Consider the following 15267-nt stretch of genomic DNA (forward strand, 5'->3'; position numbering starts at 1 on the left):
CCGACGCTCACTTCTTGACCACTTGGTCGTCGGTCGCCGACTTCAGCTCCTCGTCATAGCCGCTCGCCGCCTTGTCCGCCGAGCTGTCGCCCGTCGTGACGGCTTCCATCGCCTCCTGGATGGCCGTGGAGACCTTCGGATACGCCGGATACGCCGGCCGGTAGTGCGTGCTCGCCACCAGGTCGGTGAAGAACTTGATGCCGGGCTGCGCCTTCACGTACGCGGGATCGGACGCCACGTCCTGGCGTACCGCGATACCGGAGTTGGCGATGTACCACTTCTGGGCGTTCGCCTTGGTCTGCATCGTCTCGATGAACTTGAACGCCAGGTCGGGGTTGGACGCCTTCGCCGGGATCGCCCACGTCCAGCCGCCGGACATGCTCACCTTGCCGGGTGCCTGGCCGTGCTGCGTAGGCATAGGGGCCAGCCCCAACTCCTGTGACCACTCGGGCCATTCATGGCCGCCCCCCTTCAGCCAGTCCTGCGGGAGCCAGGAGCCGTCCAGGTCGATGGCGAGCTTGCCCTTGGGCAGCAGGTCACCGCGGACGATGGTCTGGATGTTGGGGTCCAGGGCGATGTCGGCGGAGGGTCCCAGTTTCTCCTTGTAGACCGTCTCCACGAACTTCAGGGAATCCTTGAAACCCTGGCCGCCTGCGATCCACTTCTTCGACGCCGTGTCGTACAGGGGATCCGATTTCCCGGCGTCCGTACCCGTCCCGTACAGCAGCATCTCGAAGCCCTGCATCGTCGCGGCCTCGCCCGCCGGCTTGCCCGTGTACACGTTCAACGGCGTGACGCCCGGGACCTTCTGCTTCACCGTGCGGGCGGCGGCGAGGACGTCGTCCCAGGTCTTCGGCTGCCAGTTCGCGGGCAGGCCGGCCTTCTTGAAGATGTCCTTGTCGAACCAGAGTCCGCGCGTGTCCGTCCCGTCCGGGACGCCGTACGTCTTCCCGTCCTGCGCCTTGGCCGCCGCCTTCGCCGTGTCGATGAACTGGTCCCAGTCCTTCCACTTGGCGAGGTACGCGTCGAGCGGCTTCAAGTACCCGCTGGTGATATCGGAGTTGATGAGGAACGTGTCCTCGTAGACCAGGTCGGGAGCCGTCTTCGGGGAGCGCAGCATCTGCTGCAGTTTCGTGTAGTACTCCGAGTCCGGTGCCTTGATCGGGACCAGCTCGACCTTCTTGCCGGGGTTGGCCTTCTCGAACTGCTTCTTGATGTCGGCCAGGTAGGTGTCCATGACCTTGACCGAGTTGTCCGTCGACTGCTTGAAGGAGATCTTGACGGTGTCCGGATCGCTTCCGGAACCCGAGCTGCACGCGGTGAGGGACGCGGCGGCGATCAGCGTTGCGAGGAGAAGTGGAGTGGCGGCGGTGGGGCGCACGGGCACGACCTCCTACTGGCCTACGTCGTTGTGGCCGGGATGGCTGCCCCGCGAACGTAAGAGGAGTGGTCTAGTCAGGTCAATGACCGTGCAGGAGCCGGGATCTTTTAAGGTGCAGGCAAGTTGCCTGCACAGTCGGTGCGTTGGGCGCCGGAACGGGGGACGCATGTCGGAACGGGACATCACCGAGGGGCAGTTGCTGCTCGCCGAGTACCAGAGCGTCAAGGACGAGCAGAAGGCGCGGATCGGGTTCCGGGACAACCTGCTCTATGTGACCCTCGCTGTGGTGGCCGCGGTCGTGGCCGCGGCCGCACAGGCCGAGCAGACGTCCATGCTGCTGGCGCTGCCGCCCGTGTGCGTCGTGCTCGGCTGGACGTACCTCGTCAACGACGAGAAGATCTCGGCGATCGGCACCTATGTCAGGAGTGACCTGGGGCCGCGCCTGGCCCAACTCGCGCAGACCGAGGTCGCGTTCCGGTGGGAGACCGCGCACCGGGGCGACCGGCGCAGGGCCTCGCGCAAGGTCATCCAGTGCGGCATCGACCTGCTCGCCTTCTGCGTCGTGCCGCTCGCGGGGCTCGCCGTCTACTGGGGTGGCGGCCAAGTCGGGGCCGGACTCCTGGCGTTGTCGATCGTCGAGGCGCTGGCGGCGGTCGGCCTCGGGGCGCAGGTCGTGTCGTACGCCCGCGGACCGGTGGCCGTACAACCTCCGGCCGTCACCGGTGGTCCACCTCAAGGGAGTTGAGAGCGGAGGCGCCTGCCTTCCGGCCGACCTGACACCCCGGGGGGCGACATGACGTCGGACGGCAGCGAGCGTGGCTTCGTCGAGGGAGTGCGGCGGTTCTTCCGGCTTCCCGGGCAGGCCGCCGGGGATCCCGCACCGGTCGTCCCGCTGGCCCAGGCCTGGCTCTTCTGCCTCGCCTTCGGGGCGTTCATGGCCGCGATCGGCTGGGGTGATCAGGTGCTCGTAATGGCCCTCGTCACCGTCTTGGCGCTGCTCGACGACGTGACCAAGGGCGTACGGTACCGCCACCCGGCGTTCGGCGGCGGGCTGCTGGTCGGGTGGGCCGCCGGTCGCCTTGCGCACGCCGCGATTCCCGCTCCTGACGACCCCGACTGGGCCGACTACCCCGGCCTCGCGGTCGGGACCCTGGCCGCCTTCGTCACCTTCGCGGCGATCACCCGCCTCCGGCCGCGCGGCCGTTGACCGGCTCCGGCCCCCGCGTCACCGTCACCCCGTCACCTTCAGCCACCGGTACTGCAACTCAGGCCGCCCCACCTGCCCGTACTGCGGACTGCGGCCCGCCCGCCCCGCATCCACCAGATGCTCCAGGTAACGCCGGGCCGTGATCCGGGAGATGCCGACCTCCTCCGCGACCCCCGCTGCCGTGAGGCCCTCGGCGGAGTCCCGCAGGGTGCGCGTGACGCGTTCCAGCGTCGGGGCGCTGAGGCCCTTCGGCAGCGCGGCCGGGCCGGGGGCGCGCAGGGTGGCCAGCGCGCGGTCCACCTCGTCCTGACCGCTGGCCTCGCCCGCCGCCGCGTGGAACTCGGCGTACCGGATGAGACGGTCGCGGAGAGTGGCGAAGGTGAACGGCTTCAGGACGTACTGCACCACCCCGAGCGAGACCCCTTCCCTTACGACCGTCAGGTCCCGCGCCGACGTCACCGCTATCACGTCCGCGTGGTACCCGGCCGCGCGCAGCGAACGGGCCAGCTGCAGGCCGTGCACATCGGGCAGGTGCAGGTCCAGGAGCAGCAGGTCCACCGGGGTGCGGTCCAGGGCACGGCGGGCTTCCGCGCCCGTGTGCGCCTTGCCCACCGCCGTGAAGCCGGGGACGCGGCCCACGTACATGACGTGCGCGTCGGCGGCGACGGGGTCGTCCTCGACGACGAGGACGCGGATGGGACGGTCGGGCGTCGTCATACGTCGCCTCCAGGCAAGGCGGGCTGGGCGGGCAGGGGGTCCTGAACGGGGCCGGGCGCGGCGGTGGCCCCGTCGCCGGCGGGCGGCACCGGCGGCCGGCCGGCCCCCACCGTAGACAACGGCAGCCGCACCGCGAACTCCGCCCCGCCCCCGGCCGCCTCGGCCACCGTCAGCGTTCCGTCGTGCCGGGCCACGGCCTGGCGGACCAGGGCGAGTCCGAGGCCGCGTCCGCCGGGGCCCGCCGGTTTCGTGGACCAGCCGCGCTGGAAGACGGCCTCGGCGTGGGCCGGGTCGACACCGGCGCCGGTGTCGGCGACCCGCAGGACGAGCCCGTCGTCGTCCGTGAACGCCGTGACCGTGACCCGGGCGCCCACCGTGCCCTGCGCCGCGTCCACCGCGTTGTCGATCAGGTTGCCGAGGACGGTGACCAGGTCGCGGGCGGGCAGCGTGTCGGGCAGGAGCCCGTCGTCGATGCCGCTGTCCTGCGACACCACCAGCTCCACACCCCGCTCGTTGGCCTGGGCCGCCTTGCCCAGCAGCAGCGCGGCGAGGACCGGTTCGCTGACCGCCGCGACGACCTGGTCGGTGAGGGTCTGGGCCAGTTCCAGTTCGGCGGTGGCGAAGTCGACCGCCTCCTCCGCGCGGTCCAGCTCGATGAGCGACACCACCGTGTGAAGCCGGTTCGCGGCCTCGTGCGCCTGCGAGCGCAGTGCCTGCGTGAAGCCCCGCTCGGAGTCCAACTCGCCCATCAGCGACTGGAGTTCGGTCACATCGCGCAGCGTCACGACCGTGCCCCGGCGCTCGCCGCCCGACACCGGCGAGGTGTTGACGACCAGCACCCGCGCCTCGGTCAGATGAACCTCGTCCACCCGGGGCTCCGCCGACAGCAGCGCGCCGGTGAGCGGGGCGGGCAGGCCCAGTTCCGCCACCGAGCGGCCCACCACGTCGCCGCTCACCCCGAGCAGTTCCCGTCCGCCGTCGTTGATCAGCGCCACCCGGTACTGCCCGTCCAGCATCAGCAGCCCCTCGCGTACGGCGTGCAGCGCGGCCTGGTGGTAGTCGTGCATGTGGCTGAGCTCGGCCGCGTTCATGCCGTGCGTCGAGCGGCGCAGCCGGGCGTTGATGACGTAGGTGCCGAGACCGCCCAGGGCCAGGGCGCCCGCCGCGACCCCGATCAGTGCGGTGACCTGGTCCTGCACCCGAGAGGTGATCACCTCGACCTTGATGCCCGCGCTGACCAGGCCGACGATCACACCGTCGTCGTAGACCGGGGTGACGGCGCGCACGGACGCGCCGAGGCTGCCCGTGTACGTCTCCGTGAAGGAGACGCCCTTCAGCGCGGGGCCGATGTGGCCCAGGAAGTGCTTGCCTATCAGCCTCTTGTCGGGGTGGGTCCAGCGGATGCCCTGCGGGTTCATGATCGTCACGAAGTCGACCCCGGTGTGCCGCTGCACCTGGAGGGCGTACGGCTGGAGGTCCTTCGTGGGGTTCGCGGTGCGGATGGCCGCCCGTACGGACGGGGCGTCCGCCACCGAGCGGGCTACGGCCGTGGCCTGGCGGGCCGCCGCGTCCTCGGCCTGGCTGCGGTCGCTGACGTAGGTGAACAGCGCGTACCCGGCGACGAGGACCGCGATCAGCACGGCCTGCATGCCGAAGAGCTGACCGGCCAGGCTGCGAGGTCGGGGGACGCGGGGGAGGCGCATGCCATCAGTGTGCCCCCGCGCTCATGCGTGAACTAAATGAACGGAAGGGTGACCGCCCTCACAGGCCGGGAGATAGTCACCGCATCCCGGGATCGATTTTCCCGGCCCGACACGGGATTCAGGTTCCCGTTCGGATCCCCTCCCGGAAGCGATCCGCACTCCGGGTTCCGCCGGACGTGAGCCGCACGCCGGAATGATGCCGACGTCGTCGTCAAGGAGGCCAGCCGTGGCCAGCACCGCCCGAACGGCACCTGCCGCACCCGCTGGGAAGCGGGACCGCACCCACTACCTCTACATCGCCGTGATCATCGCGGTGCTTCTCGGTATCGCCGTCGGCTTCGCCGCGCCGGACTTCGCCAAGGAGCTCAAGCCGATCGGCGCGGGCTTCGTCTCACTGATCAAGATGATGATCTCGCCGATCATCTTCTGCACGATCGTGCTCGGCGTCGGTTCCGTACGCAAGGCCGCCCAGGTCGGCAAGGTCGGCGGGCTCGCGCTCGGCTACTTCATCGCCATGTCCTTCGTGGCGCTCGCCATCGGCCTGGTGGTCGGCAACATCATCCACCCGGGCAGCGGGATGCATCTGACCGAGGCCGTCAAGGGCGTCGGGCACGAGCAGGCGGCGAAGGCCGCCGAGGGGCCCGTCGACTTCCTGCTCGGGATCATCCCGACCACGTTCGTCTCGGCCTTCACCTCGGAGACGGTGCTCCAGACCCTCCTCGTGGCGCTGCTCGTCGGGTTCGCGCTGCAGGCCATGGGGCGCTCCGGTGAGCCGATCCTGCGCGGGGTCGAGCACATCCAGAAGCTGGTCTTCCGGGTCCTCGGCATGATCATGTGGGCCGCGCCCATCGGCGCCTTCGGCGCGATGGCCGCCGTGATCGGCGAGACCGGGATGGACGCGCTGAAGGCGCTCGTCACGATCATGCTCGGCTTCTACGTCACCTGTCTCCTGTTCGTCGTCGTCGTGCTCGGCACGCTGACGAAGCTCGTGGCCAAGGTGAGCATCTTCCAGCTGCTGAAGTACCTCGGCCGGGAGTTCCTGCTGATCGTCTCCACCTCGTCGTCCGAGTCCGCGCTGCCGCGGCTCATCGCGAAGATGGAGCACCTGGGAGTCGGCCGTCCGGTCGTCGGCATCACCGTGCCGACCGGCTACTCCTTCAACCTCGACGGCACGATGATCTACCTGACCATGGCCTCGCTGTTCATCGCCGACGCGATGGACCAGCCGATGGGCATCGGCCAGCAGATCGGGCTGCTGCTCTTCATGATGGTCGCCTCGAAGGGCGCGGCCGGTGTCTCAGGATCCGGTATCGCCGTCCTGGCCAGTGGTCTGCAGTCGCACAAGCCCGCCCTGGTGGACGGCGTCGGCCTGATCATCGGCATCGACCGCTTCATGAGCGAGGCCCGCGCCGTCACCAACTTCGCGGGCAACGCGGTGGCCACCCTTCTCATCGGCACCTGGACCGGCGAGGTCGACAAGGACCGCGTGAACCGCGTCCTCGCCGGCGAGCTGCCCTTCGACGAGAAGACCCTGCTGGACAACGACGAGGACGACGTCGTCCCGGTGGAGGTGCCCGAGCAGGGCGGCGAGAAGGAACTCGCCAAGGCGTAGCCCGCCGGGGGCGCCGCCCCAGGAAACTCCGAGCGGCTGGGTCACTCCCCCGTAGGCCCGGCCGCTCGGTCCGGACTCGGCGGCGATCAGTCGCTCAGCTCGGCCACCAGTTCGGTGGCGCGTGAGGCGGGTACGCCCGCCGTGGTCAGCATGGTGACCGCGGCGGAGCGGCCCGCCTCTTCCGCTGCCAGCAGCCCGTCGTTCACCGCCTCCATCAGCGCGAACAGCGACTGCTCGTGCACGTAGGCCAGCGCGTCCGGCGGCAGCGGCGACTCGAAGACGTGTTGGTCCAGGCCGCGCCGGATGGTCTCGGCGCAGGCCTCGCGGACGGGGGTGAGACGGTCGCGGATGCCTTGCACGGTGACGCTGCGCTGGGCGAGCGCGACCAGCAGCCGGTAGCGGTCGGCGATCTCCCAGACGGCGAGCGTGGAGCGGGCGAGTGACTCCGCCGGGTCCGCGACGCCGTCGCGGCCGGCCGCGTGCGCCTCCGTCACCGTTTCCACCGCCTCGTCGACCAGGGCGCCGACCAGGGCCTCACGGGTGTGGAAGTGCCCGTACACCGTGCGTCGTACGACTCCCGCGGCCCGCGCGATCTGGTCCATCGACGCATCGGGGTCGCGCAGCAGCTCGGCGAGGGCGAGGTCGAGGATGCGGCGGCGGTTCACATCCGCCCGGCTGGGGCTGCCCGTGGTCATGACAGCCATTCTGCACAGCTGTTGCCGACCCGACGCCCGCGTCCACAAGGCCTCCACCGCATCCTTTTACGCGGACGGTCCAGGCGCGCGGGCCGCTTCGGGAACCCCGACCCCCGAGCCCGTCGTCTCGTGGAACATGCACTACCGTGCCGTGCCGGACCGACGGGTGCGGCACGGCACGTTCTGCGGAGTTCTGCGAAGGGCAGCGGGGATATGAAGATCGACTGGGACCGGCGGACATGCGCGCGGCGCGGCCATGTGACGTACGCACCCGACGACCCCCGCCTGCGGGTGCGGCTGCACGCCGACACCGCGCTCGGTGAGGTCTGGCGGTGCCTGCGCTGCGGCGACTTCGCGCTCGGCGAGCCGCACGGCTCGGGGCCGGCCGCCGACGCGCCGCTCGTCCCGCGCGGCAAGGTGCTGCGCGACCTGTTCATCCTGCGCTTCCTGGCGATCGAGCGGGCCGTGCGCGGCGTGTTCATTGTGCTGGTCGCGGTCGCAGTCTGGAAGTTCAGCAACAGCCAGGACTCGGTGCGCCGGCTCTTCGACGAGTACCTGGACGTCTTCCGGCCGGTCTTCAGGCACTTCCACTACGACCTCGACCACGCGCCCGTGGTCGGCACCATCCAGAAGACCTTCGACTACAAGCACTCCACCCTGATGCTGGTGGCCGCGCTGCTTCTCGCGTACGCCGTCATCGAACTCGTCGAAGCCGTCGGCCTCTGGTACGCCAAGCGCTGGGCGGAGTACCTGACGGTGGTCGCCACCGCCGCGTTCCTCCCGCTGGAGATCTACGAACTCACCGAGCACGTCAGCTACTTGAAGATCGCCACGCTGGTCCTCAACATCCTCGCCGTGCTCTACATCGCCCTGGCCAAGCGGCTGTTCGGGCTGCGGGGCGGGCGCAGGGCCTTCGAGGAGGAGCGGCACAGCGCGTCGCTGCTGGAGGTGGAGGAATCGGCGGGCGTCCTGGTCTAGGACGCGGCCGGCGCGATGCGGCGGGGTCCGTGGGCCGCGGTCAGGCCCACGGGTCCGTGACCTCCCGCAGCAGCGTCAGCGCCTGACGCAGCTGCGTCATACGGCGCTTGCCGAGGTGGTCCTCCCACTCCTTCTCGACCTCGGCGACCACCTCGTCGGCGACCTCCTTCGCCGCCCAGGCGCGCTCCGCCCCGCACACCAGCCGGGCCCGCTTGTCCGTCGGGTCCGGCATCCGTCGTACGTAGCCCGCCTTCTCCAGCCGGTCGACCAGGAAGCCCGCGGTCTGCTTGGTGACCTGGGCCTGTTCGGCCAGCTCCGTCAGGCGCGTGCCGTCCGGGCCGATCCGCTGCAGGACCCGGGCCTGGGCGACGAGGCTGGTCGGCCCGGTGGTCGCGGCGACGAAGGGCGGCTCGTCGTGGCCGGTGTCCGCGCCAGCAGGGTGTCGTCCAGGTCCGCGTCGAAGAACAGGGCTCCCGACGACGGGAGTTCGTCCGGCCGGCGGCCGACCGTCGCCGGGGACCAGCCGGTCGCCGCGGCCGGCTCGGCATGGCTCGCCCGGCCGTCCTGCTGCAGGACGGCCAGGAGGGCGAGACCGGTGTCGGTGCCCTTCTTCACCACGGCACCGCACCGGGTCCGCCCGCACGAGGCCGGCCGGGCGGCCGGGCTGCTCGCCGTCACGGGGCGCCCGTGGCGGGGATGGCCGGGCCGCTTCGCCGTACGGCCACTCCTGTCGGCGCGGGCGGCGGTGGGCGCGGCTGATTCAGGGGCGGCCGGCCGCGGCGTTCAGGCGGTGGATTTCGTTGGCCTCCAGTGCCAGGTCCGCCGCCCGCGCGGAGTCCCGGATGGTCTCCGGACGGCTGGCGCCCGGAATCGGGACGACCGTGGGCGAGAGCGTCAACAGCCAGGCCAGGCAGACCTGTTGGGGGCTGACGCCGTGCGCGCGGGCCACCGTGTGGAAGGCACCGAAGCCTTCCGGCTCCAGCTGCGAGGGGCCGTCCAGCGAGCTTCGGGAGATCCCGCCCAGCGGGCTCCACGGCAGAAAGGCGATGCCGAGCTCGGCGCAGAGCCGCAGTGCGGCCTCGCTGTCCCGGACTGCGGGCGAGTACTGGTTCTGGACCGAGACCAGCCGGTCGCCGAGGATCGCGCGGGCCCGGAGGATCTGATCGGTGTCCGTGTTGGAGATGCCGGCGAAACGGATCTTCCCCTCGTCGAGGAGATCGCGCAGGGCACCCACCGACTCCTCGAAGGGGACGGCCGGGTCCGGCTTGTGCAGCTGGTAGAGGCCGATCGCCTCGACGCCGAGCCGCTTGAGGGAGGCCTCCGCCGCGGCCTTCAGATGCCGCGCCGAACCCGTCACGGTCCAGCTGCCGTCGGCCGGTCTGCCGCGGCCGCCCTTCGTGGTCACCAGCACGTCCCCGGTGTCGCCGCCGTACGTCGCCAGGGCGCGGGCCACGATCCGCTCGTTGTGACCGGGCTCGTCGCCGGGCAGGTGGTACGAGTCCGCCGTGTCCAGCAGCGTCACACCCGCGTCCAGTGCGGCGTGCACCGTGGCCATGGCCCGCTTCTCCTCCGGGCGCCCCTCGATGGACAGCGGCATCGCGCCGAGCCCGATCGCGCTGACCCGAAAGTCCCCAAGAGTGCGGTAACGCATGTCAGTTGCCCTTTCCCAGCGTCTCGGCGACGGCGCGCGGCAGCCAGTGCCGCGCCTCGCCGAAGGTGAAACCGAGCCGCGTGGCCCGGGAGTTGTCCATCCCGTAGGCGCGGGTGAAGGAGAACGGCGAGACCTCCCCGACCTCGACGCTGCGGAACACGGTCTTGCCCTCCGGTACCTGCGCGGCCACCGCCTCGCACAATTCCTCGGTGGAGAGCAGCCCGTGGGACGCCGCGTTGACCGGCCCGGTGAACTTCGCCCCCGCCGCCCACACCAGGAAGTCCGCGATCTCCTCGACGTGGATGTACGTCGCCGGGTGGTTCACGGCGGGTACGGCGATGGGCTCGCCGGAGCGGATGCGGGACGCGTAGTGGTCGAGGCGGCCGGTGAAGTCGTCGTCCCCGCCCAGCACATGGGCGACGCGCACGGCGACGTACGGGAAGGCGGGGTCGGCCGCGAGGACCGCCTCGGCCTGCCGCTTGCCCTCGCCGTAGTGGGCGTCCAGGAACTCCGTGTCCTGCCAGGGGAGTTCGAGGTCCACGGTGACCGTGCGGGGATCCACGGCGTCCTCGCGCACGAGGCCGGCCGTGTTCTCGTACTCGTACACCTCGACGGTGGAGGTCATGACGTACCGCCCGGTGCGGCCCGCGAAGACCCGCCGTGCGATCTCCGCCTGGCGCGGTGTGTAGCAGACCTGGTCGACGACGACGTCGAAGGTCCGTGAACCCAGCGCCTTTCCGAGGGAATTCTCGTCATTCCGGTCCGCGACGAGATGGACGGCCCCGGCAGGCGGCGCGGACGAGCCGCGATTGAGGACGGTGACCCGGTCCCCGGCCGCGATCAGGCGCGTTATCAGCCGCTTTCCGAAATACCTGTTTCCGCCGATGACCAATATGTCGCGCACGACGTCCTCCCCGTAATCCGATGCACCGCGCCGCGGCCCTGTGGTGATAATTCTCCCGAGAGACGCGTGAGGTCTGAAGGGGGAGTCATGGGAGATCCGGCCGCGGCACCGAAAGAACCACGGCAGCTGCGAGCCGCCGCCAACGAAACGTCGGTGGCCTTCGACGCGCTGGACCGGCAGATCCTGGAACTGCTGCAGAGCGACGGCCGGATCAGGCTCAGTGAGCTGGGCCGCCGGGTCCGGCTCTCCCCGGCGGCCGTCGCCGAACGGGTGCGCCGCCTGGAGTCCGCCGGCGCGGTCACGGGCTACGGCGCCCATGTCGCGCCCTCCCGCCTCGGGTACGGCATCCAGGCCTTCATCCGCGTCAACCCGCACGGCGGCTACACCTTCAAGCACCCGCGCACCCTGGAGCTGCTGGCCCGCCCCGAGGTCATCGAGGCCCACCACGTCGTCGGCGAGGACTGCTGGATCCTCAAGGTCGCGGTCACGGACACGATCCACCTGGAGGACGTCCTGGAACAGACCTCCGCCCTGGGCCGTACGACGACCTCCATCGTCCTGTCGTCCCCGGTGAGCCGGAAGCCGCTGCTGCCGCCCTTGCCTTGACGTCGGCGTCAAGGACTACCGTCGGCTCATGCGAATCGGCGAGCTGGCGGAACGTGCCGGGACCACCACGCGGACGCTGCGGTACTACGAGTCGCGGGGGCTGCTGCCCGCGCGGCGCGGCGAGAACGGGTACCGCACGTACGACGAGGACGACGTGCGGCTGCTGCGGCAGATCAGGACGCTGCAGGACTTCGGGTTCGACCTGGAGGAGACGCGCCCCTTCGTGGAGTGCCTGCGGGCCGGGCACCCTGAGGGCGACTCCTGCCCGGCCTCGCTCGCGGTCTACCGGCGCAAGCTCGGCGAACTCGACGCGGTGATCGACGAGTTGCGGTCGGTGCGGGCGCAGGTCGGCGAGCAGCTGGCGCGGGCGGAGCAGGCCCGGGACGAGCTGGCGGCCGGCGCGGAGGTTCCGGGCGGCCCGGAACCCGTATGCGAACTGGGAGGGCGGACGCGGTGATCAAGGCGGCAGGTGTGGCGGAAGTGACGGACGGGGACTTCGAGGCGGAGGTGATCGCGGCGGACCTGCCCGTGCTGGTGGAGTTCACGGCCGACTGGTGCCCGCCGTGCCGTCAGATGGGGCCGGTGCTGAGGGATCTCGCCGCCGAGGAGGGCGAGAGGATCAAGGTCGTCCAGCTCGACGTGGACACCAACCCGGGGACCACGCTCGCCTACGGCGTCCTGTCGATGCCCACCTTCATGGTGTTCCGCGGCGGCGAGCCGGTGCGGTCGATGGTGGGCGCCCGGTCCAAGCGGCGGCTGCTGGAGGAGCTCGCCGACGTGATGTGAAGCGGGCGGTCCGGAACGAAGAAATCCCCCGAGCAATTGCGCTCGGGGGATTTCTTTGCGTATATTGAATGGTTCGCGACTTCAAGGTTATTGGGCCGCGAAGAAGTTCAGTAGGCACAGTATATCCGGGCGGGAGCGGAAGTGTCAAACACCGAATTTACCGATGGTGAATTGCGGCTTGAGCAGGAATTCATTGACGGGCTGTACGCGCGCGTCGACGCCCTGCGCGGCGGCACCGAGGACTCCGTGGCCGACGCGCTGGCCCAGGGCAACACACCGATGCAGGCCAGGCTGGAGCGGGACGTCCTCGTCGCCGAACGCTCCGGGCTGCTGGCCGCGCTGAACGCCGTCGACGGTTCGCTCTGCTTCGGCAGGATCGACCTGACCACCGGCACGACCCACCACATCGGCCGTATCGGCGTCCGTGCCGAGGACACCGAGCACACCCCGATCCTCATCGACTGGCGGGCCCCGGTCGCCCGCCCCTTCTACCTCGCCACCGGCCACACACCGATGGGGCTGCGCCGCCGCCGGCACATCACCACCGACGGCCGCCGGGTCACCGACCTGCACGACGAGATCCTCGACCTGGGCGACCAGGAACGCAGCGGCCACGAGGACCCGACCGGCGACGCCGTACTGCTCGCCGCGCTCAACTCGGCGCGCACCGGCCGGATGAGCGACATCGTGCAGACCATCCAGGCCGAGCAGGACCGGATCATCCGCGCCCCGCACCGGGGTGTCATGGTCGTCGAGGGCGGCCCCGGCACCGGGAAGACCGCCGTCGCGCTGCACCGGGCGGCCTTCCTCCTCTACGAGCACCGCGAACTGCTCGCCAAGCGTGCCGTCCTCATCGTCGGCCCGAACCCCGCCTTCCTCGGCTACATCGGCGAGGTGCTGCCCTCGCTCGGCGAGACGGGCGTGCTCCTCGCGACGGTCGGCGAGCTGTTCCCCGGCGTGAAGGCGAAGGCCGCCGACACACCCCGGGCGGCCGCCGTGAAGGGCCGCGCGGAGATGGCCGAGGTGCTCGCCGCCGTCGTACGCGACCGGCAGGCGCTCCCCGATCCGGTGATCGCCATCGAGCACGACCGGGAGATCCTGATGCTCGACGCCGGGCTCGTCCAGGTGGCCCGCGAGCGCACCCGCGAGGCGGGGCTGCCGCACAACGTGGCGCGCGAGTACTTCGAGGGGCACATCCTCAACGCGCTCACGGACATGGTCGCCGAACGCATCGGCACCGACCCGTTCGACGGCTCCAACCTGCTCGACGCCAGTGACATCACGCAGATCCGCGACGAGTTGGCCGAGAACCCCGAAGTCTGGTCGGCGATCGACCGGTTGTGGCCGCGGATCACCCCGCAGCGGCTCGTCGCGGACTTCCTCGCCGAGCCCGAGGGGTATCTCCCCGAGGAGGACGCGGCCGCCATCCGCCGTCCCGTCACCCGGGCCTGGACCACGGCCGACGTACCGCTCCTCGACGAGGCCGCCGAACTCCTCGGGGAGGACGACCGGCTCACCAGGGCGCGTGCCGACCGCGAGCGCCACAGCCAGATCGCCTACGCCCAGGGCGTGCTGGACGTCTCCTACGCCTCCCGTACCTACGAGTTCGACGACAAGGACGAGGAGGACTCCGAAGTACTGTCCGCGCACCACATCATCGACGCCGAGCGGTTCGCCGAGCGGCACGAGGAGGACGACCACCGCAGCGCCGCCGAGCGCGCGGCGGCCGACCGTACCTGGGCGTTCGGGCACATCATCGTCGACGAGGCGCAGGAACTGTCGCCGATGGCCTGGCGGTTGCTCATGCGGCGCTCGCCGACCCGGTCGATGACGCTCGTCGGCGACCCCGCGCAGACCGCCGAGGCGGCGGGGGTCGGCTCCTGGGCCGACATTCTCGCCCCCTACGTCGAGGACCGCTGGGAGCACACCCGCCTCGCCGTCAACTACCGCACCCCGTCCGAGGTCATGGACCTCGCGGCCGCCGTGCTGCGCGCCGAGCGGCCCGATTTCGAGCCGCCGAGTTCCGTGCGGTCGACGGGGGTGCGGCCGTGGGTGCGGGACGCCGGGGGCGATCTGCCGGGGGCGGTGGCCAAGGCCGTCGCCGAGCTGACCCCCGCCGAGGGGCGGCTTGCGGTGATCGCTCCGCGTGAGCTTCACGCCGAGCTGGCCGCGCGGTTGGACGGGGTTTCGGCGGGGGAGGAGCCCGACCTCACCCGGTCGGTCGTGCTGCTCGACCCTCGGCAGGCCAAGGGGCTGGAGTTCGACTCGGTGCTGGTCGTGGAGCCTGCTCTGTACGGGACCAGCGACCTGTACGTCGCGCTGACCCGGGCGACGCAGGCGTTGGGGGTTGTGCACACGGGGGCGCTGCCGGTGGGGCTGGTCGAAGCCTGACGTTTCTCGCCCCCTCCGCCCCTGCCCGTCCCGTCACCCGGGGCTCCGCCCCTGGACCCCCGCTCCTCAGACGCCGGAGGGGCTGATTCTCAGCCCGTCCGGCGTCTGAGGACGAGCGCGAAGCGCGATCTACGCCGGGCGCAGCCAGACCGTGGCCAGTGGCGGCAAGGCCAGCCGGATGCTGGCGCCGCGGCCGTGCCAGGGCTGGGCTTCCGGTTTGACCGGGTCGGGGTTGCTGACGTCGCTGCCGCCGTAGCGGGCGAGATCGGTGTTGAGGACCTCGTGCCAGGCGGGAACGTCGTCGGGCACCCCGAGGCGGTATTCGTGCCGCACGACCGGGGAGAAGTTGGAGACGGCGAGCAGCGGGGAGCCGTCGGCGTCGTAGCGCAGGAACGCGAAGACGTTGTCGTCGGCGGCGTCGCCGGCGATCCAGGCGAACCCGGCGGGTTCGGTGTCCCGCTGCCAGAGGGCGGGTGTGTGCCGGTAGACCGTGTTGAGGTCGCGTACGAGGTCGCGTACGCCGCGGTGGTCGGGCTCGGCTCCGTAGGCGGGGTCGAGCAGCCACCAGTCGGGGCCGTGGGCCTCGGACCATTCGGCTCCCTGGGCGAACTCCTGGCCCATGAAGAGGAGTTGTTT

The 15267-nt window shown here is 70.9% G+C and carries 17 protein-coding genes and 1 pseudogene; 8 read left to right on the forward strand and 10 right to left on the reverse strand.

The annotated features are described in order from the left end of the window. Positions 1-7: 7 nt before the first annotated feature. Positions 8-1387, reverse strand: coding sequence for an extracellular solute-binding protein (locus ABZS97_RS29605; RefSeq protein WP_356142428.1), 1380 nt, complete (start codon positions 1385-1387; stop codon positions 8-10). Positions 1388-1547: 160 nt separating this feature from the next. Here ABZS97_RS29605 and ABZS97_RS29610 point away from each other — a divergent pair, with 160 nt between their 5' ends. Further along, the gene (locus tag ABZS97_RS29610) at positions 1548-2126 is read left to right on the forward strand and encodes a hypothetical protein (protein ID WP_356142430.1); all 579 of its coding nucleotides are present in this window, start codon (positions 1548-1550) and stop codon (positions 2124-2126) included. 48 nt (positions 2127-2174) lie between these two features. Beyond that, complete coding sequence (locus tag ABZS97_RS29615; RefSeq protein WP_356142432.1) at positions 2175-2588, forward strand: hypothetical protein; 414 nt, start codon at positions 2175-2177, stop codon at positions 2586-2588. 24 nt (positions 2589-2612) lie between these two features. On the opposite strand, the gene ABZS97_RS29620 is transcribed toward ABZS97_RS29615, so the two are convergent. After that, a complete protein-coding gene (locus ABZS97_RS29620; protein WP_356142434.1) occupies positions 2613-3305 on the reverse strand; it encodes a response regulator in 693 nt (230 codons plus the stop codon). Beyond that, complete coding sequence (locus tag ABZS97_RS29625) at positions 3302-5008, reverse strand: sensor histidine kinase (RefSeq protein ID WP_356142436.1); 1707 nt, start codon at positions 5006-5008, stop codon at positions 3302-3304. Before ABZS97_RS29625 ends, ABZS97_RS29620 begins: the two co-directional genes overlap by 4 nt. 226 nt (positions 5009-5234) lie before the next feature. Here ABZS97_RS29625 and ABZS97_RS29630 point away from each other — a divergent pair, with 226 nt between their 5' ends. After that, positions 5235-6620, forward strand: a complete 1386-nt coding sequence (locus ABZS97_RS29630) for a cation:dicarboxylase symporter family transporter (protein WP_356142438.1) — start codon at positions 5235-5237, stop codon at positions 6618-6620. Positions 6621-6706: 86 nt separating this feature from the next. Here the strand turns inward: ABZS97_RS29630 and ABZS97_RS29635 are convergent, their stop codons facing one another. After that, positions 6707-7324, reverse strand: coding sequence for a TetR/AcrR family transcriptional regulator (locus tag ABZS97_RS29635; RefSeq protein WP_356142440.1), 618 nt, complete (start codon positions 7322-7324; stop codon positions 6707-6709). 204 nt (positions 7325-7528) lie between these two features. Between ABZS97_RS29635 and ABZS97_RS29640 the strand changes: the two genes are divergently transcribed. Further along, positions 7529-8293: a DUF2127 domain-containing protein gene (locus ABZS97_RS29640; protein WP_356142442.1), complete on the forward strand. Its 765-nt coding sequence runs from the start codon at positions 7529-7531 to the stop codon at positions 8291-8293. 40 nt (positions 8294-8333) lie between these two features. Here the strand turns inward: ABZS97_RS29640 and ABZS97_RS29645 are convergent, their stop codons facing one another. The 5 genes and pseudogenes from ABZS97_RS29645 to ABZS97_RS29665 all read right to left on the reverse strand — a co-directional run bounded on the left by ABZS97_RS29645 (position 8334) and on the right by ABZS97_RS29665 (position 10848). Continuing rightward, complete coding sequence (locus tag ABZS97_RS29645) at positions 8334-8525, reverse strand: hypothetical protein (RefSeq protein ID WP_356142464.1); 192 nt, start codon at positions 8523-8525, stop codon at positions 8334-8336. 33 nt (positions 8526-8558) lie between these two features. Further along, a pseudogene (locus ABZS97_RS29650) lies at positions 8559-8645 on the reverse strand (MarR family transcriptional regulator); the annotation flags it as partial. After that, entirely contained in the window at positions 8612-8971 is a 360-nt protein-coding gene (locus ABZS97_RS29655; protein WP_356142444.1) for an AsnC family protein, read from the reverse strand. The pseudogene ABZS97_RS29650 and the gene ABZS97_RS29655, both read right to left, overlap by 34 nt. An 82-nt stretch (positions 8972-9053) precedes the next feature. Beyond that, on the reverse strand, positions 9054-9944 hold the full coding sequence (locus ABZS97_RS29660) for an aldo/keto reductase (protein WP_356142446.1): 891 nt from the start codon (positions 9942-9944) through the stop codon (positions 9054-9056). A gap of 1 nt (position 9945) precedes the next feature. After that, complete coding sequence (locus ABZS97_RS29665) at positions 9946-10848, reverse strand: NAD-dependent epimerase/dehydratase family protein (protein WP_356142448.1); 903 nt, start codon at positions 10846-10848, stop codon at positions 9946-9948. Positions 10849-10935: 87 nt separating this feature from the next. Here ABZS97_RS29665 and ABZS97_RS29670 point away from each other — a divergent pair, with 87 nt between their 5' ends. The 4 genes from ABZS97_RS29670 to ABZS97_RS29685 all read left to right on the forward strand — a co-directional run bounded on the left by ABZS97_RS29670 (position 10936) and on the right by ABZS97_RS29685 (position 14631). Continuing rightward, positions 10936-11454: an Lrp/AsnC family transcriptional regulator gene (locus tag ABZS97_RS29670; RefSeq protein WP_356142450.1), complete on the forward strand. Its 519-nt coding sequence runs from the start codon at positions 10936-10938 to the stop codon at positions 11452-11454. 28 nt (positions 11455-11482) lie between these two features. Then, on the forward strand, positions 11483-11911 hold the full coding sequence (locus ABZS97_RS29675) for a MerR family transcriptional regulator (protein WP_356142452.1): 429 nt from the start codon (positions 11483-11485) through the stop codon (positions 11909-11911). Continuing rightward, entirely contained in the window at positions 11884-12240 is a 357-nt protein-coding gene (locus ABZS97_RS29680; protein ID WP_356142454.1) for a thioredoxin domain-containing protein, read from the forward strand. Before ABZS97_RS29675 ends, ABZS97_RS29680 begins: the two co-directional genes overlap by 28 nt. A 171-nt stretch (positions 12241-12411) precedes the next feature. Further along, positions 12412-14631, forward strand: coding sequence for an ATP-dependent DNA helicase (locus ABZS97_RS29685; RefSeq protein WP_356142456.1), 2220 nt, complete (start codon positions 12412-12414; stop codon positions 14629-14631). 129 nt (positions 14632-14760) lie between these two features. Here ABZS97_RS29685 and ABZS97_RS29690 read toward each other — a convergent pair. Next, a partial coding sequence (locus ABZS97_RS29690; RefSeq protein WP_356142458.1) for an alpha amylase C-terminal domain-containing protein occupies positions 14761-15267 on the reverse strand: 507 nt, incomplete at its 5' end.

Source organism: Streptomyces sp. NPDC005485, from assembly GCF_040606085.1.
GTDB lineage: Bacteria > Actinomycetota > Actinomycetes > Streptomycetales > Streptomycetaceae > Streptomyces.